Genomic DNA, 19260 nt, shown 5'->3' with positions numbered 1-19260 from the left:
GCGGCTCACGAGGCCAACGCCTGGACGTGCTCCTGCCGCCCCGCCATGGAAGGCGCGCGAGTCTCCATCAGGTACTGGCTGTACCAATCAACGGTCTCCGCCAGACCTTCGTCCAACGAGTACCGCGGAGCCCAGCCCAGGAGCCGATGCGCCTTCTCGGCGGAGAGGTGCTGGTGGAGGATCTCCCCGTGTGTGGCCTGGGTGAGGAGGGGCTCGAGCTCCTCTCGGTGGAGAAGCCGCTGGAGCCGCCTCACGACCTCGAGGACCGTCCAACTGCCGCCCATCGCGAAGTTGAAGGACTGCCCCCGAGCCACTCCGTCGTCGAGGCCGTGGAACATGGCCATATAGGCCCGCACCGCGTCGCGGACGTAGAGGAAGTCGCGCATGAAGTCACCCCGAGGAGGGCTTCGGACGATGGGCGGCTCGCCCGCCAGCAGCCGGCGGATGGTGTTGGGGATGAGCCGGCTCCAGGTGAGGTCTCCTCCTCCGTAGATGTTGCCGAACCGCCCGATGGCCACGGGCAGCCCGTAGCTGTGCGCGTAGGCATGAGCGATGAGGTCCGCGCAGGACTTCGAGACGTCGTAGGGATGCCGGCCCTGGAGTGGCAGCTCCTCGGTATAGGGCAGCACAGGGCTGTCACCGTACGCCTTGTCGCTCGAAGCAACGATGACACGCCTGACGTTCCGTGCGTTCTTCCTGCACGCCTCCAGGACGTTGTACGTCCCGCGGACGTTGACCTCGAGCGCCAGGTGCGGCGACGAGAAGGCGAGCCCCTCCACGGAGATGGCCGCGAGGTGGAATACCGTATCCACCTCCTGCTCCGTCATGAGCCGCTCGAGCAAGAGGTAGTCCTCGACGTTTCCGACGACGTTCTTGACCCGATGGACGAGCCCGCTGCGGACGAAGTGTCCCTGCGGATCCCAGTGCGAGAGCAGGTTCACGACGAACGCGCCCCGCTGGAGGAGGTGCTCGGCCAGCCAGGAGCCCATGAAGCCCGAGGCGCCCGTGATGAGGATCCGATGGGCGTGGAGATCCTTACCCATGGGGGCCTGAGGCGATGGAGACGCTCCATCGGGTGACATGGTCTTCTCCTGGTTGGCGTGGATGTGGCCCGCGAGCGCGGCACCAGAAGGATCGATGGCCGAGCCAGGAGTTGTGATGGAGCCGCGCGTGACTCAGCGAGTGGCCGCCAGGGTGGCCACCAGTTCCTGCAGGATAGCGTGCCCGCCGCGGAATACGGGCCATCCATCCCCCACCAGCACTGCGTCGATGCGCGGCCAGGATGCAACCAGCTCGCTCACTGAGGCGCGGGCCTTGGCAGGGTCCTTCAGCTTCGCTTCTGGCAGGAGGTTGAGCCGGCCGCCCACGTGGCCACGGATGAGGTCTCCCGTCACCAGGGTCGTATCCTCAAGAGTCAGAGCCAGCTCGCCGGGCGTCTTGGAGCCGTGCAGTTCCGTCGCCACCAGCCCAGGAACAAGCGCATCACCCGTGGCAAGCGATCGATCGCACTTGAGAGGAAACGTGTCGGCCTCGGCGCGGGGACCAGCCACCTTCGCGCCGAAGGTGGAGACCAGCTCGCGCGTGGCGCGGACATGCTCCGAGTTGGTCACCACCACCCACGCCACGCCGCCGAGCGAGCGCAGGTGCGCGGCATCGTGCGCGGACAGGGGAAGCGGATCGATAACCACGTTGCCCTCGGGGCGCACCCACAGGGCGCTGTGGAAGTCCAGGTTGCGCGACTCATCGAAGACGGACCAGCCGTAGAGGTCTTTGCGGTGCAGGGCTTTCATGGCGCCCCAGACTACGCGGGCTCACCCCGTGGTCCGCAACGCCTCCGGCAACGACATCCGCTCGGACAGCCACTCCACCGCTCCCGGTGCATAGAAGAGCGCGCGGATCCACGGCAGCTCGCGGAACCGGCCTGGCTCCACTCCGTACACCCCGCCCTCCTTGCGCAGCCAGCCCACCTCCTGCGCGTGCTCCAACTGAGGCCCGTACATCGCCTCCAGCTCCGCCCCCGCGAAGGCTCGGAAGCGCACCGGGTCGATGAGCCCGAAGTTCAACGAGAGCAGCACATACTTCGCGCACCGCTCCGCGTCCGGCAGCGTGTAGCCGTCTTCCTCCGGCAGCACGGCCCCGCTCTGCACCGCCGCCACGTACGCATCCACCTCGTACGGCGCGAACCACCAGCGCGTCCCTACCAGGCTCGACGCATAGTTGCCCGCCCCCACGTAGGGCAGCCCGTCCAGCAGCCGCCCCTCGAAGTACGGCGACGTCCCCGTCTCCCCCGCATGCCGCGAGAAGTTCACCGAGCCATAGGGCGCATGGAAGCCGTTCGCCGTCAGGTGCTCATAGGCCAGGTCGTACAGCGCGCCGTAATCCCCCGGCGTGGGCCGCACCGCCGTCAGCTTCGGCATCGCCCTCCCCGCTCCCCGGTACAGGCAGTCGTACGTCGTCACCGAGTCCACCGGCAGCGCCGCCACCCGCTCCAGGTCCTGCCACCACTGCTCCCGCGTCTGCCCCGGCAGCCCGAACACCAGGTCTACGTTCACCCGGCGGAAGCCCACCGCTGCCAGCGCCTCTACCGCCCGCTCGCCCAGGCTGCGCTGCGCCCGCCGGTTCACCTGCGCCAGGGTCTCGTCGTTCGTGCTCTGCAGCCCCATCGACACCCGGTCCACCCCGCCCGCCTTCAGCACCGCCAACCGCTCCCCGTCTGTCGCTGCCACCCGCGGCGTCGTCTCGATGGACAGCGGCCACGCCACCTCGTACCGACGCCTCCATGGGCGCAACGCCTCCAGCACCCTTCCGAGCAACTCTGGCTCCAGCAGCGTGGGCGTCCCTCCGCCGATGTCGATGCCAGGCACCGTGCACCCCGCCGGCAGCGCTGCATCCAACCGCTCGAGCTGTGCGCACAGCGCGTCCACATAGCGCGCGTGCACTCCCGCTCCCTTGCGCAGGTCCACCGCGAAGTTGCAGTAGAAGCACTTCGCCTCGCAGAAGGGCACGTGCACGTACAGCAGCACCCGCTTCAGCGCCTCCAAGGCCACGCCCGCTCCGGGCGGTGACATGAAGCGCTCGCGGAAGTACTCCCGCGACGGCGGGTATTGAATGGTGAAGTCCAGCGGCCGCGCCGAGGCCAGCGCCAGCGCCCGCCTCCAGCTCACCGCCGAGCCTCTTCGGAGACGATGCGCGCCACCGCCGCCACGTCTTCCTCGCCCAGCGTCTGGTGGATGCCCACGAAGAGCGAGGCCTCCGCCAGCGCCGTGCAGTTCGCCAGCCCGTCGTGCGGCAGGTCCTTCCATGCCGGCTGCCGGGTGATGGCTCCGCCCATCAGCGTGCGCACCTCCACCCCGCGCCCCATCAGCCGCTCGGCCAGCCCCGCCGCGCTCCCCTGCTTCACCGTGAAGGGAAAGACGAAAGGCGAGCCATTGTCCGCCGGTGCCGCGTACACCGTCAGGCCCGGTGCGTCCCGCAGCACTTCGTACAGCGTGGCGTAGTGCGCGCGCCGCCTCGCCTCGTGCGCCTCCCACTTGCGCAGCTGGAAGCGGCCGAAGCAGGCATTCAGCTCGGACATCTCCAGGTTGTGGCCCATGCGCACGTAGTGGAAGTTGTGGTGAATGCCCGGCGGCGCCGTGCACGCTCCGGGGTCATAGTGACAGGTGCACTCGCGACCCCAGTGCGTCACCGACTCCACCACCCGCAGCCAGCTCGCGTCCGGGCACACCACCGCGCCCCCTCCAAACGAGGACAGGTGGTGCGGGTGGTAGAAGCTCCACGTCGCCAGCGTCCCGTACGCATGCGCCGGCTTCCCGCCGATGCGCAGGTCCATCGTCTCGCAGGCGTCCTGCAGCACCAGCAGGTTCCGCTCCCGCGCCAGCTCGAGCACCGCCTCCAGCGCCGCCGGGAAGCCCAGGAAGTGCGTCACGCACACCACCCGCGTCTCCGGCCGCAGCGCGCGCCGCACCGCCTCCGGGTCGATGCAGAAACCGCCCGGCTCCGTGTCCACCACCGTCACCGCGAAGCCCGCGGTGCGCAGCGACGACAACGTCGTGGGAAAGGTGAAGCCCGCGGTGACCGCATGCGCCCCGGGTCCCGTGCGCTCCGCCAGCGCGAGCGCCGCCGCCAGGTTCGCCGAGCTGCCCGAGTTCACCAGCGCCAGCTGCCTCGCACCAAAGTGCTCGCCCAGCTCCGCCGCGAAGGCCTTCAGGTTCGCCCGCGCGGGGCCCAGGTGCTCTGCCACGAAGTGCTCGAAGCCCTCCGTCTCAACGGGGCCCGTGCACGGATAACGGTAGCGCGCCATGGACAGCCTTCTCCCTTCGGCGTCAGCGAAGCTGCTTCTGCTCCGGCTGCGGCAGATCCGGATCAATGCTGCGGATGATCCAATCCAGCGCCTTGCTCTCCCACTCCGAATCCTTCAGCGCGTCCAGGTAACGCTCGTAGGCATACACGCCCGTGGACTTCGCCAACCGGAGGATTTGAATCAACGCCACCGTGCTGTCCAACACCACCACCGAGCGCTCCATGCCATGGCTGCGCAGCCACACCATGGACTCCTTGATGAGCTCCTGAGTGTCCGGCGGGTTGGCCTTCTGCGTCCTCGAGTCCACCAGCAACCCGAAGGACTTGCCCTCCAGGGCCACCACCCGGGACTTCAGATCCTCGAACCAGGCCCGCGCCTCCGCAGGCGTGATGTACCCGGGCGCGTGCACCCGAAAGCCATAATCCGTGCCGAAGTTTTGTGGGACAGGCATCACTTGCCTCGTGTCTCGGCGGGGGAAGAGCCTCGCGCCCGAGGCAGCCGAGAGAGTGGCGCGCAGCTTAGCGCGAACTGACTTCCGCTCGGAAATTCAAGGGGTTGGGCATGGTGAGAGCGCGCGCCCCCTAGCACATCTCGAATCCAGCAGACCTGAAATTTTTTAATTTAGTTGTTTGCTGGATGGAGGAACTGGGGTAGTTTGCGAGACCGTCACCGTCCCGACACACCGCGTTGCGCGCACGCGTTCCTCGCCTTCTCATCACCCGAGATTCAGTCGAGGTCCACAAACCCGCTGTTCTGGGGGCGCGCACACCCGGAACGTCCCAGAAGAAAGGGGAGCCCGTGTCCCAACCCGCCCTCACCAAGGCCCTGCCGAGTCCTCTGCTGCTCGGAGAGCCGCCCGTCCAGTTCTCACAGGGGACGCACTTGTTGAGGGACGGAAGGGTGGAAGCGGTCGCGGTCTCGAGGGACGGCGGAGCGATTCCGGAGCCGCTCGTGCGGCCCGAGGAGCCCAAGGCCGAGCTGAAGAAGCTGCGCTCCTTTGGAACGTTCGAGAACATCACGGTGGCCGAGGCGCTGCTGGCGCACCTGGAGGCGGAGCAGGTGGATGCGGTGTTCGGCATCCCCGGAGGCAACATCGCGCCGCTGGTGCAGGCCCTGCGGCGCCAGCAGCGCATCCGCTTCATCATCGGCAGCCATGAGGGAGGCACGGCCTTCATGGCGGACGGGTACGCGCGCGCCACGGGCAAGCTGGGCGTGTGCGCGGTGACGGCAGGCCCCGGGGCCACCAACGCCATGACGGGCGTGGCCTCGGCGCACTTGGATCAGGTGCCGGTGCTGACCATCAGCGGCCAGGTGTCCACCGAGCGCTTTGGCCTGGGCGCCATCCAGGAGAGCACCGACGAGGGCGGCATCAACACGGGGGAGATGTTCCGTCACTGCACGGCCTCCAGCACCACCGTGGTGGACGCCAAGAGCTTCCCGCGCCTGCTGGAGCGAGCGCTGAAGACGGCGCACGCAGTGCCGCGCGGGGCGGTGCACGTGAGCATCCCCACCAACATCGCCCGGCAGACTCTGCCGAAGGTGAGCGTGCCCACGGCGCCGGGCGCATGGAAGGGTACGCTGCCCGCGGCGCCGGCCTCCGAGGTGTACACGGCCTTCGAGCTGCTGCGCCATGCGAAGCGGCCCCTGGTGTACCTGGGCTCGGGCGCGCGCGAGGCGCTGGAGAGCCGGGGCGCGGAGTTCGCCGCGCTCGTGCGCCGTTACTGCCTGCCGGTGGCCACCAGCCTGCGCGGCAAGGGGCTCTTCTCCGAGGAGGATCCGCTGTCGCTGGGTGTGCTGGGCATCGCCGGCAGCAAGCGTGCCGAGCAGTACCTGAGCGAGGGCGTGGACGTGCTGCTGGTGCTGGGTAGCCGTCTGGGGGAGTGGGCCACCAAGAGCTTCTCCTCGCTCTTCCAGGCGGCGCACACCGTCATCCAGGTGGACGCCACGCCGTCTGTCATTGGCCAGTTCCTCCAGGTGAACCTGCCCATCGTGGCGGACGTGAGCTCGGTGGTGGCGGGGCTGGTGGAGTTCGGCCACACGGCCTCGCCGGGCAACGAGGCGCAGGTGCGCGAGCGCCGCCAGCACCTCAACGCGCTGAACCTCGCCCACCGCTCGGCCGCGCCCGTGCTGCCCGAGGACGGTCCGCTCAAGCCGCAGCACGTGATGGCGGAGCTCAACCCGCACCTGCGCGCCCACACGGACCTGTACGTGGACATGGGCAACTGCACCGGCTGGGCCACGCACTGTCTGCGCATCACCCCGCCGGCCCGCGTCTTCTATCCCTGCGGCCTGTCCTCCATGGGCTGGTCCATGGGCGCGGTCATCGGCGGGAAGGTGGGCAAGCCGGAGAACACGGCCATCGCGCTCACGGGGGACGGCTCGTTCCTGATGAATGGCACCGAGCTCGTCACGGCGGTGCGCTACGGGGTGGGGGCCGTCTACATCGTCCTCAACGACAACTACCTGGGGATGGTGAACCACGGCGAGCACGCCCAGTCGGCGGGTGAGTACCCGCTGGATGACCCCTATTTCAGCCTGGGGAACCCGGACCTGGTGAAGTTCTCCGAGTCGCTGGGCGCGAGGGCCTATGAGGTGACGCGACCGGGCCAGCTCGCGGAGCTGCTGCCGCAGGTGCTGAAGCGCGCGGACGAGGAGCGCCGGCCGCAGGTGTTGGTGTGCCGCATCGACTACCGCGAGGTGCCACCGTACGGGGACCGCTTCGCCGCCGTCGCCTCGGCGCCGAAGGAGGGCTGAGCGCGAACCCGCCTTCGCGGGTAGAGTCCGGGTCCAGGAGCCCGGAATGACCCAGACCCCCGCCACGCAGTCCGCCAGCGGCTCGGCCGCCCCCCTCGTTCCCCCGGGAGGCACGCCCTCCCCCATCCCGGACCAGCGGGGCTTCTTCGGCCACCCGCGCGGGCTCTCCACGCTCTTCTTCACCGAGCTGTTCGAGCGCTTCAGCTTCTACGGCATGCGGGCGCTGCTCATCCTCTTCATGACGGCGGCCGTGGAGAAGGGTGGACTGGGCTTCGACAAGACGAAGGCAGGCGCCATCTACGGCCTGTATGGCGCGGGCGTGTACCTCACCGCCATGCCGGGAGGGTGGCTGGCGGATCGCTTCTTCGGCCAGCGGCGCGCGGTGCTCTACGGCGCCATCCTCATCGCGCTGGGCCACTTCAGCATGGCCTTCCCCAGCGTGAACCTCTTCTACCTGGGGCTGCTGCTCATCGTGCTGGGGACGGGCCTGCTCAAGCCCAACATCAGCGCCATGGTGGGCGAGCTCTACCCCGAGGGCGGCGCGCGGCGGGACGCGGGCTTCTCCATCTTCTACATGGGCATCAACCTCGGTGCCTTCTTCGCTCCCCTCATGGTGGGCACGCTGGGACAGCGGGTGGACTGGCACCTGGGCTTCGGCCTCGCGGGCTTCGGCATGGTGATTGGCATCGCCATGTACCTGTGGGGAGGGAGGAACCTGGGCGAGATAGGCAGGAAGCCCAGGAGCGCGGGGGAGCGGAACGGGGAGCAGGGGAAGAAGGCCTCCCCCGTGCCGGCCCTCGCGCTGGCGGGCGCGCTGGTGGGCCTGCTGGTGGTGCTGCAACTGCTCGGCATGGTGGAGCTGACCACCGCGGTGGGTCTGAACAGCGCGGGCGGGTTCATCATCCTGACGCTGGCGGTCGCATTCTTCGTCTATTCGTTCATCGCCGGCGGGCTGGACGCGACGGAGAAGCGGCGGCTGGGGGTCATCGGCATCCTCTTCATCTGCTCGACCATCTTCTGGGCGGGCTTCGAGCAGGCGGGCTCCTCGCTCAACCTCTTCGCCGAGGAGCGCACGGACCGGGTGGTGTTCGGCATCGACATCCCGGCGAGCACCCTGCAGGCCATCAACGCGCTGTTCATCATCTGCCTGGCGCCCGTGTTCGCCTGGGTGTGGGTGAAGCTCAACAAGCGCGGCCTGGAGCCCTCGAGCCCGGCCAAGTTCTCACTGGGGCTGGTGCTGATGGGCGCGGGCTTCCTGGTAATGGTGGCGGCCTCGTTGGCGTCCGAGGGCAGCGCCAAGGTGAGCCCGATGTGGCTGGTCCTCACCTACCTGCTGCACACCCTGGGCGAGCTGAGCCTCAGCCCGGTGGGACTGAGCACGGTGACGAAGCTGGCGCCGCACCGCATGGTGGGGCAGATGATGGGCGTGTGGTTCATGTCCATGTCGCTGGGCAACCTCATCGCCGGGCGCGTGGCGGGGCAGCTCGGGACGGATCCCACCTCGACCTTCGGCGCCGTGGCCGCCGTCGGCATCGCCGCGGGTGTGGTGCTGGCCCTGCTCGTGCGCCCCATCCGGCGGATGATGGGCGGGGTGCACTGAGGGCCACCACCGCCCGGGAGGCTCAGCGCTTGGAGAAGGCCTCGGCGGTCTTCTCCCGCTTCTTCTGGAGCCACTCGCGCGGGAGCCACTGGCCGCGCACCATCACCCCGAGCGCCCGGTTCGCCTGGCTCACATCCTCCAGGGGATTGCCGGGCAGCAGCAGCAGGTCCGCCCGCTGTCCCACCGCCACCGTCCCGAAGCGCGCCGCCGAATCCACGTGCTCCGTGATGAAGCTGCCCGCATTGCGCGTCCCAGCGGATAGGGCCTCGTAGGGCGACAGGCCCGCCTTCACCAGCTCCGCGAGCTCCAGCTGCGTCGACTTGCCGGGAAAGAGCCCGGCATCCGAGGCGTTGGAGCCCAGCAGCAACCGCACGCCCTCCTTCTGCAGCGCGAGCGTGAGGTGCTGGACGAAGGGGTATGCCGCCCGCTCGCGCTCGGCGTACGCCGCCACGTCCACCCGGCGCGTGGGGTTGGAGAAGCGCCAGTTCCGAATCACCTCCGGCGAGAGGTACCGGGCCTCCGGGTCCGCGAAGACGCCCTCCAGGTCCGTCAGCATCCGCAGCGCGGTGTCGATGTGGACCAGGTCCGGCACCACCGACGTCCCCGCCTCCTTCGTCGCGCGGGCGAGGCCAGCAATCCCCGCCTCATCCCGCGCCCCGGAGTGGAAGTACTCCTCGCCATGGGAGATGAGCGCCTGGCGCGAGCGCAGCACCGCCTCCACTCCCACCGTGCGCGGCACGTGCCCCACCACCGGAATCCGCTGCTGCCGGGCCATCGCCACCAGCGTGGCGTACACCTCGGGCGTGATGTTGTCGTAGACCTTGAGCGCCTCGTAGCCCGCGTTCTTCTGCTTCACCACGGCCACGCGCGCCTGCTCGGGCGTCCTCACCGACACCACCTTGCCGCCCGGCGGCCCTCCATCCAGCAGCGGGCTGCTCGTGTAGAGCGTGGGGCCCAGGGCGCTGTTCCCCTTCAGCTGCACCCCAAGCTCGAGGTGCTCGCGCGAGCCGTCCAGCTCGAAGAGGCTGGTGACGCCGTGGGCCAGGTACGACAGGAGCTGCTCCTCCGAGTGCAGGTGGACGTGGAAGTCCGCCAGCCCCGGCATCAGGTAGCGACCCTTGCCATCGATGCGCTCGGCATCCGCTGGCACGGTGATGGTCGCGGACGGGCCCAGGGACGTGATGAGCCCGTTGCGCACGATGACCGTGTGGTCCTCCAGCACGCGCTCGGCGTCCATGGGGACGACATTCACCCCAATGAACGCGGTCGCATTCTCCGAGTTGGCCGGAGTGGGCTGTACCTCGCGCACGCAGCCGGGCAGCAGCAGCGCTCCGGCGAGGGAGAGAAGGCTGGCACCCAGCAGAGTCCAGGTCCGCGAGGTCTTCATGTGTGAGGTCCTCTCGACATTGCAGCTGTGCAACGAATTATAGAGGGAGTGACACCAGCTGACGAAGGCCCGCACTCGGGGTGCGCTCACCCGCCCAGCAGGCGAGACCAGTCGTCCCCGCTCACCACACATCGACGGGCGAGCCGGGCGGGGGCACCGCAGAAGTTGGCATCTTAATCCTACTGTCCACGTAACCGGGGCAAGCCCATAACCGAGGCGAGCCCAGCCCATACGTCCGGGGCGAACCGCTGCGCGTTGGAACAATTCCTCCTCCTTCATGGCTCAGTCGCTGCCATACGAACGCCTGACAAAGTCTGACTCAGCAAGGTCCGGGAGCCGCTGGAGCGGGACGGCAGCCTGACCGCTAGGAACAACATGGGCACTGATCAACCACGCCCCAGCAGGGTCCCCACCCACAATGAGCAGAATGGGCTCAGGGCAACGGTAATCGGCAGTGCGTGCAATGCGCCCGAGTTGCTGGAGGTCCGTGCCGCTCGGCACCGGCGCGGCATAGGGGTGGAAATGCCACTCGCCCAGATAATGTTCGCCACGCGAGGCCCACCGGCGCTCAAGCCAGACCTGGAGGCCCCTCGTTCCGCGCTGGAACGAGCTTGGCCCACGAACCGAGTCCGTGGGGGGGTCAGAAGCGGCACGCACCCGGGCACAGTCGAGCGTGGCGGAGTACCCACCGACGAGGATGCCTCCAGTCTCCATCGTGCCAGACGAGCGGCACAGATGGAGAAGCCGCCGGACGGTGGCTCCTGGCACGTACACCCGGAAGCGTGCATCCGCGGAACGGAACTCAAGGGCTGGCATGCGCTTCCACAGGGGACACATGGGTTACTCCACGAAAGCTGTCTTCGTGTTCCTCACGCTCGTAGACATCGAGCCGCGCGTCGGGGCGCGTGGCCGTGGCTCGCACCAGCGCCTTCACCGCGATCGCGGCGGCCAACGCTACGTCATCCGCTCGAGCAGGAAAGACGGGATGCCAGCAACCGAGTCCCTCTCTGGGCAGCGAGGTGCGCCGGAGCTCCTCGTTCTCCTGCTGGATCCACGCTCCGGCCCGTTTCCAAAACTCACCCGACGGGAATGAGGAGCCCGTGGCGCTGAAGCACAGCAGGCGCCGCGCCCCCACACCAAAGGAGGCGGAGAAGAACAGGTGGGGCCTGTCCCATGTGTGTCGGCCCAGCACCTCAAGAACCTCGTCCGAGGCGGTACAATCCAGGATGGTTTCGCATCGGGAGACGAGCCAGTTGCTCCGAGCAGTCTGCTCGTCCAGCGGCTCAGGGATGGCGTGGACCTGCAAGTCCGGATTGAGGTTGCGTAGGCGACGCGCGAGCGCATGGGCCTTGGAGCACCTCACGTCCATCACATCCAACGTGTGGCGGACGAGATTTCCCGCCTCAAGGACTTCCCCATCCATGATGACCAGGCGGGAGATCCCACCGCGAACGAGCAACTCCGCCATGGCGGAGCCCAGTGCCCCCGCCCCGAGCAGCAACACCCAGGAGTTCCGCAGAGGCTCCGGCATTGCACCCCGGCTGCGGAGGTCCTCGGGTGCCCAGTTGTCGGTGCGGAGCCAGTTGAGGGGGAGTGAGTGCTTGAACAGTTGGGTCTGGTCATGAAGCCAGTACGCCCGCTCGTTACGGCGATAGCCGCGCGGAGCCACGTTGCCATGGGCAAACATGGGCAGCCGAAGCGCCCACCAGTGCATGCGTAGGTCCGGCTGGCCCACCTTCTCCGGAATGGGAAAACCGATGAGACACAGGTGGCGCTTGCCGTCGCGAAGCCGCGAGGCGAAGGCTTGAAGCTCCTTGCGCAGGTCCAGCCGCTGGGAGCGCAGCACCTCCTCCAGCTCGGGCCAGGTGGTGGGGGGCGCGTAGGGCTGCAGGACCGGGAGCGAGTCACACCGCATCCACGGCACACGGATGCGGTTCCGACGAGGCCCCGCGCGGAGCAGGTCTCCCCATTCGGGAGAGAACACGCGGCGGCCATCGAGCGATGAGAACGCTTTCACGGCGAGCAGCCGCGAGTTGCCGGGGACGGGGCTCAGTTCCACCCATCCTCGGGGCTCCGTGCTCGCCGTCCAGGTGCCAAGCGACTGGGCCGTCTCGCGGAAGACCACCTGCGGGTTTCCACCCGTGGGCAGGTCGGGGAGCTCGAAAGCGTGACCCGGGGCGAGAAGCTGGCCCCGGGCCGCGGTTTCGAGCCACTCCCGTGCGCTCGCGACGTGCCAGGAAAGCCGCGTCTCCGCACTCCGTGGCTCCTCCGGACGCGCCCTCAATCCGAGAGACGCCAGTCCTGTCTGCAGACACAGCCGCCCTTCCCGCCACGGTCGAGCCGCCGACCCTGGCCGGTTCAGGCGCTGGTGCGGATGCGTGTCCTCGATGCTCCCCTTCTTGGAGGGAAGGATGTCGATTCGCCCCCAGGGGTAGTGCTCGTCGATGAGTACGTACCAGTCCGTCCACTCGGGAATGCTACTCCCCGAGGTGTCCGCCCGTAGGCGCAGGGGAAGGACCCAGCACTGCTCCTGCGGAGCCCAGAGCACCTCGGCGAGCAGCTCCACGCCGGCTACCCCGTCTAGGGCGCGGCGGCCCACGCGGAGCTCGTCCGTCAGCGCGGGAGCGCCTCTCACGCGAACCTACCGGGTCCTACAACTCCAGGCCCGCCCTGGTGGGGCGTGAAGCCATCCTTCTTCGAGGAGGGGCCGCCATCGGGAGCCTGGGGGAACTTGTCGCCGAAGAGCTCGCGCCACAGCGGTGCCGCGGTCTGCGCGTCCGGAGCCTCGAAGGCATTACGTGCCGTCTTCGAGGCGGCCACTACCTGTGCATGGAACTTCGCGAAGTCCTTACCGTCGATGCGTGCCAGGACGTTCTGGTCCACGCCCCGATCCGGTGAGTAGGGGACTTGGTTGCAGGCGGCATAGAAGGCGTAGCGCTGGCTGAACTGCTCCAGGGTCCGGACCACACCCTCGGCTACCGAGGAAATGCCGTCCGGGCAGCAGTCGCCGATGAGGTGCTCCAGAGGGTAGCTCTTGGGTCGGTCCGGCAGTTCACTGGCGTGAACGAGCCGCCACCACTTGAGGGCCTTCACAACGTTGACGTAGTGCCCCGAGCATCGGGCGTTCTTCTGGTTCGTCCAACTCAGCTGCACCAGGGGGTGGGTGTCCTGCCACCTGCCAAGGTCCCGGTCCGGAATCCGCAACGGCTCCGTCTTCCACTGGGGGAGGCCGTCCAAGGCCGTCTTCACGAGCGGCTGCGTCTCATCCTCGTCGAGATGGAGGTCATCCTCACTCTCGGAGAGGGAGCTGTAGACACCCGCCTCGGATTCCGACGGCGCGGCGGTGATGACGAGGTCCATCTCCACGGTGGACATCTCGATGCCGAAGGAGCGGCCCTGCTGGCGGTACTTGCCCTTGTAGTGCTTCTCCAGAAAGGGTTTGAAGCAGGCCATGGCCTCGGTGGGCGTGAACTCGGACTCCTTCATGCGGGTGACGACGATGAGGTCGACATCCGCCCGCTTGCCGTCCTTGGGCCGGACCGCCGTGTGACGCCTGTAACTGCCCTGCAGAAACATGCTGACGAACCCTGTCTTGAGCTGCGTGTCCGACTCCAGGCGCTCCCGGAGTCTGGTGTGCCCGTCGATCATGTCAGCACGCTGGGCAGGCGTCGGGCGGATGTCATTGAGGAAGTCAGTGAAATACGAGGGAAGTGGAAGTGTCATTGTATATGGATCACGAATGGCGCGGCGTTTATTACGTGCACCGCCATCCCCTTCCCGCGGCTCAGCGGGAGGGCCGATCCACAAGCCGCACCGCCGGATCTCCCAACAGCGTGTAGCTCGTGACGTCGTGCCGCTCCATCCACAGCCATGCGCGCTCCGCCATATTGGGGGCCAAGGGATGACCGGAGGAGTGGGCCACTGCGTCCGCCTGGTATTGCTTGCGCAACTCCCGGTCCGCCTTCGATGCGAAACGTGACAGGGATTGGAGCGCCAGCCCCGCCCGGTAGCCCTCCACCAAACTCGTGAGCACATCCTCCAGCCGGTTGGCGTGCGTCTGCCCGGTGCGGGGATCGTGAAAGGAGCAGATCCACGCCTGGTCCAGGTGGCCGATGACGGCGAGCGGCCCCTCGGGATTGGCCAGCGCCGCCTGGGGTAAGGCGGCGATGAAGGGCCGAGCCCCCACGGGGCGGGAGCGCTCGACTCCCTCCAGTTCCCGTTGTCGCATCTTGCCCGACCGCACGAGGTGCTCCATCCATGGCTGGTACACGCTCCGCGCCGGCGTTCCCGCGCCGAAGCAGGCGAAGTAGAACCAGATGCCTCCAGGAAGGAACGCCCCCTGGCGGACATCCTCGGCGGCCAGGTGGGTCCGGTCGCCGAGCCACATGTTGCCCTGCGTCCGCCGCTGTTCTTCCGCGCTCTGCCAGCCCGACAGCGGTCCCCCAACGCCATGGCTCAACGTGAAGAACAGACTCGGCTCCTTCACACCGGCCAACTCCAACAGCCGCCCCTTGGCGCCTGCTGGCAGTTCCTCCGTGAGAACCCCGCTCGCCGGAAAGTAGCCCCTCGCACGCGCCTCTGAACAACGCCGTGCCGCCGGGCTGGTGATGAAGTCGTGGCCACTTCGCACCTGGGGCGACATGTCCTGTGCGGTCAGGAAGACGGCCCGGGCCTTCCGGGGGCGCGCCGCTTCCCTCTCACGGGCCACCACCTTCTCCACGTAGGCCGCGTAGTCATCCTCCCGCTCGAAGGGGAGGCGTCCTACGAAGCAAGAGCCATCGCCCGTCAGTTCCTCCTGCAGTTCCATCGAGAGTTCTTCCGGCGTCCCTGCGAGCAGGACGTAGCGGGCGTGCTCCCGCGAGGCTCGGGACGTCGGATACATCTCCTCGTCCACGAACTCGCGAGCCTTGGCTGCGTCCATCCCAGGCCGGGCGCGGTAGACATCCACCTTCCGGCCCTGCTCCTCCGCACGGCGCTCACACAGCGGCGACAGGATGGCCTCGAGTTTCCGGCCCCGGTCGTTGTCGGGAACCACGAGCGCCCATCGCTGTTCCCGCAGCGAATCGGGTTCGGCGGACATGCTGTACAGGTGGGAGGGGCTCGGCAGGGGCTCTGGAAGCGGGGCCTCCAGCAGCGACTCCGTAGGCAGGGGCGTCTCGATGACGGGGCGCCCGTCTCCAGCCTGAGCAAGCAACAGTTGCAGTGTCACTTCTTACCTCCGCGGTTGCGCTTGCTGCCGGGTTGCCTGGTGCCGGTGGCCTTGTCTCCCTCCGTGGGGACAGATTGGCGGGTGCCGTCCGTCTTATCGTCCGCCATGAGGCCGGGCCGGCTGGTGGTAGTGGCCTTGTCTCCCCCCGTGTTGGTGTCGAAAGGAGGCGGGCCATACGTCACCTTGGCCCCCTCCTTCTCCACTTGCGCCACGAAGTCATCGAGCTGCGCCAGCGTCCCCTGGACCACGAAGATGGCCTGCTGCTGGTCATCCAGCGCTCCATAGGCGGTGAAGCTCCCTTGTTCGCGCGATTTGACGATGTAGACGTACCGCCCCTCCTCGGGATACCCCTCGAAGAACGGCGTGCCATCCCACGTCGAGAAGTCCTGCGTCTCCGGCGACTCACCCTGCATTGGCCCTCCCCTGCTCCATTGTGGCTGCGCGTGATGTAGCAATCGCTCTTCACTCGAAGACGAGGACACCGTTGACCCACTCGGCGTCCTTCCCGTTGCTCAGCCACTTCATGCGTTCGTCGCGAGCGGCCACGCTGGCAGGAACGCCCCCACGGGTACGTTCGCGCACGGCAGCGAAGAAGGCCGACGCGTCGTCGTTCGGGATTGGCAGCGTCGCCGCAAGCACCGTGCGCGCTCCAGCGGCGAGGAATGCATTCGGCAGGCTGCCATGCTCATGCAGGGCCGAGGTTCCCCTCGCGGCCTCGCACGCCGCCAGGACGACGAGCGGAGCGCCCGAGAGCCGTTGCCCTCGGATGCGGTTCTCGTACAGCGCATCGTTTCCGTCCGGACCTGGAGCCAGCAGCAGATAGGCCGTGTTCGAGCCAGGGTCGATCTTCCCGTGGGTCGCCAGGTCGATGTCCGTCGCCTCCGACATGGCCGCCAGCACGCGGTTCGGGGTGGCATCCAATTCCCGAAGGGTCCGGACTGCCGCTCCCGGCGTGATGGTGGGCGACCACGTCAGGACGCGGTCATTGTGCTGCTCGTCGTACCGCACCTCGCTCACCACGAGGTGCAGGCCTCGTCCGTCTGGAGGTTGGGGCGAGATGGCTCGCGTTACGTAGCGCCAGGCGAGCTCGGGCGGAAGGAGCCCCGCTCGCCCCTGCAAGGGAGGCCGGGCCAGGACGTCCACGGAGGCACAGGGACGAAGGGCGTCCACCATGTCCGCGGGCACCACGCCCGCGAGGCTCGCGGGGTCGAACCGTGCGCTCCGCTCGGGGGTGTACCGGCTGACCAGTTGCCCCTCCGCTCCCCGCGCCACCAGCAGGCTGCGCTCCGTGTCTGCCGTGAGCGCGAGGATGCACCGGCCCGAGGCGGCCAGATCCAGCTCCGAGCCGAAGCGACCCAGGGCCGCGACGAAGTCGCTCTTCGCGGCGTCGGCGAAGATGAGGGACGTGTAGCTGTACGCACGTGCATGCCTTGCCGTGACGTCCTCAGGGGCTGCGGACTCCGCCTCGTGGATGGACTCCTCCAGCAACGCGCGTCCCCTGACGTGGTCTACCTCCAGCAGGAAACGCCCTCGAAGGAACTTCGCGTAGGCGCGCTGCCCCGGGGTGTTGCCGGGCTCCAACGTGAGCGCCTGTTCCACGGCTTGCGCGTCCCGGGGGGAGCGGCGCGTCCGCGCCACATCCACCAGCGCCGCAATTCCATGCTGTGTGAGCGGCAGCCCGACGTCCATGGCCCGGTCCAATTCGGCCCGTGCCTCATCCAACTCCAGGGCCTGAATGGCCAGGTGGGCGAGGTTCTGATGGATGTTCCGCAGGCTCTTCCGGTCGCCCTCGGACATGAGGAGGGCCTCACCGAAATAGGCGCGGCCCAGCGTGACGTCCGCCGCCACGCGCATGGCATTCCCCAGCGTCTGCAACAGCATCCGCTCCTGGTCCCATTGGGCCTGCCGCGCCATGGCGAGCCCAGCGCGCGCGTGCTGCTCGGCATCGCTCACGTGGAAGAGCCAGCCGGACACATGGGACAGGTCGTTTTCGACCTCGATGCACCGGTAGACCAACTGCCCCCGCTTGCAGAGGCCGAGCGCCTCCTCGAGCAGCTTTTGTGCCCGGTCGTAGCGCTCCTGCTTCTGCTCCTGGGTTGATTCCACCTGGAGGCCCACCACCCGGAACCAGGGGTCCGGGCTGTTTCGGCTCCGCTCCACGAGCTGGCGGGTGTATTGCGGCAGGTGCGGGACCGCATACATGAGCGCGCCCAGGGCGATGTCGTCCTCGCTTGAGGCGAGGAATGTCCGGAGCAAGGCTTCCTCGTCGCCCGAGGCCACCTGCCCCGTCATCAGCCGGGCATATTGCGCCGCCAGCGGGGCGCGGACGGTGAAGTCCCGTGCGGCAATGCGCTGGACGTATTCCTGGAGCACCGTGCCACCTCCCGCGAGCTCATCCAGTCTCTCTGCGAGGGGAAGGAACTTGCGCACCTCCGCGGCGGTCGTCCGGGCACGTACGGCGTGATAGAAGTCACGGCGCATCAGCGGGACGTCGGCGTAGCGGAGTGCCTCTGGCAGCGCGGAGACACCTCGGGAGATGAGCTCGAATCCCGCCGTGTCGGCGGCCTGCCAGTTGGCCTGTCGTTGCAGCACGCCCTCGAGCCGCTTCCGCTTCTCCCGGGCCTCGTTCCGCCATTGCGCATCCGTCTCGGTGTGCTCCAGCGCCGCGAAGTCCTCCATGGCCAACAGCGGCAGTCCCAGGTCCCGGTACACCAGGGCGCGATTCCACCGGGCCTGGACATGCGTGGGCGCCCCGCGGAGCACCTCATTGAACAGGCGGAGGGCTTCGCGCAGCACCCCCGTTCTGTGTGAATCTTTCTGGGCCTGGGCGTCCACATAGTGGGCCACCCCCAGGTCGCAGAGCACGTTCGCGTCCCACTTGCGCTCGCTCCGCATCCGCTCCAGGAGTTGCTTCGCTCGTGAGGTGTCGGGCGTACCGCCAGCGAGGTAGGCCGCGACAAGCTGAGGCAGGTCTCCCCTCTCCTCCAATTGGCCCATGACGACATGGGAGACCTCGGTTCCCGCCGGCGCTTTCGTCGCGCCCATGAGGGATTGGACCATCGGGCGGTACGTGTCCGCCTCGGGGTATGTGACGCGCGCTTCCAGTGTCCGCTGTTGCCCTGCCCACAGCTCGGGCACTGCTCGCGCCGTCAGCCCGCCCGAGAAGCGCGGGGTGATGAGCAGCAGAATGGCCACGGCGGAGAGCACCGCCGCACCGGCCACCAGCCGCCGGTTCCGGGGGATGGCGTGCCATGGAACCTCGACCGGGCCGTGCCGCTCGAGATAGCGCCGACCAAGTTGTTCGAGCTGCAGCAGTCGAGTCAGCTCTGACTGGCACCGCTCACACCCGGCCAGGTGCTTGCCGAAAGCCTGGGCGTCCGCGGGCGGGAGTTCCCCATCCGCGAAGGCCTGGAGTGAGTCGCAGGACGTGGACATCAGTGGGTTCCCTCATCGAGGTAGGGCTTGAGCAGCTCGTCGAGCCTCTGGCGGGCATAGAACAGGCGCGTGGCCACGGCGTTGGGTGTCACGCCCAGCTCGCGGGCGATCTCCTTGTTACCGAGTCCCTGGGCGCGGAGCAGGAAGGTGAGCCGCTGCTGCCGAGGCAGCTTCTCGACGGCCCAATCGAAGCGCTCCTGGGGAATGCGCTCGTACGTGTCCGGGTCCGCTCCCTGCGCAAGGGTCCAGCGGGTGATAGTCGGATCGTCTTCCGCCTTCTTGCGTCCCATGGAGCCTCGGAGCAAGTCATAGAAATGATTGTTCATGACGCGGATGAGCCAGCCGTCCGCCCGTGCGTCGTCGAGTTCGCCCAACGCACTGCCGAAGCGCTCGATGAAGCGCAAAAAGGTCTCCTGCACGAGGTCCTGGGGGTCGATGCCCTCGGCGCCACGGCAGAGTCTTTTGGCAATAGGCAACAGCAGCTTGTCGCACTTCGCGTGCCACTCGTCGAACTTGCTGGCCACAATCTCCCCGGCGCTCGTCATGATCGCGTCTTTGGTCCGTCCCCATAGGGG

General features: G+C 68.0%; 15 protein-coding genes. 2 read left to right on the top strand and 13 right to left on the bottom strand.

What is annotated here, in order from left to right:
- Window positions 1-5 precede the first annotated feature (5 nt).
- The 5 genes from OV287_RS06990 to OV287_RS06970 form a co-directional block, all read right to left on the bottom strand.
- A complete protein-coding gene (locus OV287_RS06990) occupies window positions 6-1082 on the bottom strand; it encodes an NAD-dependent epimerase/dehydratase family protein (protein WP_267533205.1) in 1077 nt (358 codons plus the stop codon).
- A 93-nt stretch (window positions 1083-1175) separates the two neighbouring features.
- The gene (locus tag OV287_RS06985; RefSeq protein ID WP_267533204.1) at window positions 1176-1790 is read right to left on the bottom strand and encodes an MBL fold metallo-hydrolase; all 615 of its coding nucleotides are present in this window, start codon (window positions 1788-1790) and stop codon (window positions 1176-1178) included.
- 21 nt (window positions 1791-1811) lie between these two features.
- Window positions 1812-3164, bottom strand: a complete 1353-nt coding sequence (locus OV287_RS06980) for a coproporphyrinogen-III oxidase family protein (RefSeq protein WP_267533203.1) — start codon at window positions 3162-3164, stop codon at window positions 1812-1814.
- Window positions 3161-4300 carry a DegT/DnrJ/EryC1/StrS family aminotransferase gene (locus tag OV287_RS06975; protein ID WP_267533202.1) on the bottom strand — a complete coding sequence of 380 codons (1140 nt, stop codon included), beginning with the start codon at window positions 4298-4300 and terminating at the stop codon, window positions 3161-3163. The genes OV287_RS06980 and OV287_RS06975 overlap by 4 nt, the downstream gene beginning before the upstream one ends.
- A 22-nt stretch (window positions 4301-4322) precedes the next feature.
- Window positions 4323-4751 carry a hypothetical protein gene (locus OV287_RS06970; RefSeq protein ID WP_267533201.1) on the bottom strand — a complete coding sequence of 143 codons (429 nt, stop codon included), beginning with the start codon at window positions 4749-4751 and terminating at the stop codon, window positions 4323-4325.
- 347 nt (window positions 4752-5098) lie between these two features.
- Here OV287_RS06970 and OV287_RS06965 point away from each other — a divergent pair, with 347 nt between their 5' ends.
- Both OV287_RS06965 and OV287_RS06960 read left to right on the top strand, forming a co-directional pair.
- A complete protein-coding gene (locus OV287_RS06965; protein ID WP_267533200.1) occupies window positions 5099-7054 on the top strand; it encodes a thiamine pyrophosphate-binding protein in 1956 nt (651 codons plus the stop codon).
- Between the two features lie 46 nt (window positions 7055-7100).
- Window positions 7101-8654 carry a peptide MFS transporter gene (locus OV287_RS06960; RefSeq protein ID WP_267533199.1) on the top strand — a complete coding sequence of 518 codons (1554 nt, stop codon included), beginning with the start codon at window positions 7101-7103 and terminating at the stop codon, window positions 8652-8654.
- A 22-nt stretch (window positions 8655-8676) separates the two neighbouring features.
- Here the strand turns inward: OV287_RS06960 and OV287_RS06955 are convergent, their stop codons facing one another.
- From OV287_RS06955 to OV287_RS06925, 8 genes are all read right to left on the bottom strand, one after another.
- The gene (locus OV287_RS06955) at window positions 8677-10041 is read right to left on the bottom strand and encodes an amidohydrolase family protein (RefSeq protein WP_267533198.1); all 1365 of its coding nucleotides are present in this window, start codon (window positions 10039-10041) and stop codon (window positions 8677-8679) included.
- 282 nt (window positions 10042-10323) lie between these two features.
- A complete protein-coding gene (locus tag OV287_RS56385) occupies window positions 10324-10857 on the bottom strand; it encodes a Mov34/MPN/PAD-1 family protein (protein WP_373371810.1) in 534 nt (177 codons plus the stop codon).
- Complete coding sequence (locus tag OV287_RS06950) at window positions 10844-12676, bottom strand: HesA/MoeB/ThiF family protein (protein ID WP_267533197.1); 1833 nt, start codon at window positions 12674-12676, stop codon at window positions 10844-10846. Before OV287_RS06950 ends, OV287_RS56385 begins: the two co-directional genes overlap by 14 nt.
- Window positions 12673-13764: an SMODS domain-containing nucleotidyltransferase gene (locus tag OV287_RS06945; protein ID WP_267533196.1), complete on the bottom strand. Its 1092-nt coding sequence runs from the start codon at window positions 13762-13764 to the stop codon at window positions 12673-12675. The genes OV287_RS06950 and OV287_RS06945 overlap by 4 nt, the downstream gene beginning before the upstream one ends.
- A 61-nt stretch (window positions 13765-13825) precedes the next feature.
- Entirely contained in the window at window positions 13826-15250 is a 1425-nt protein-coding gene (locus OV287_RS06940) for a hypothetical protein (protein ID WP_267533195.1), read from the bottom strand.
- Window positions 15247-15663: a hypothetical protein gene (locus OV287_RS06935; RefSeq protein ID WP_267533194.1), complete on the bottom strand. Its 417-nt coding sequence runs from the start codon at window positions 15661-15663 to the stop codon at window positions 15247-15249. Before OV287_RS06935 ends, OV287_RS06940 begins: the two co-directional genes overlap by 4 nt.
- A gap of 49 nt (window positions 15664-15712) precedes the next feature.
- Window positions 15713-18685, bottom strand: coding sequence for a CHAT domain-containing protein (locus OV287_RS06930; RefSeq protein WP_267533193.1), 2973 nt, complete (start codon window positions 18683-18685; stop codon window positions 15713-15715).
- Entirely contained in the window at window positions 18685-19230 is a 546-nt protein-coding gene (locus tag OV287_RS06925) for an RNA polymerase sigma factor (protein WP_267533192.1), read from the bottom strand. The genes OV287_RS06930 and OV287_RS06925 overlap by 1 nt, the downstream gene beginning before the upstream one ends.
- Window positions 19231-19260 lie beyond the last annotated feature (30 nt).

The organism is Archangium lansingense (assembly GCF_026626635.1).
Lineage (GTDB): Bacteria > Myxococcota > Myxococcia > Myxococcales > Myxococcaceae > Archangium > Archangium lansingense.
Note: the sequence above shows the minus strand (reverse complement) of the source record. Positions and strands in the feature narration are given on the sequence as shown.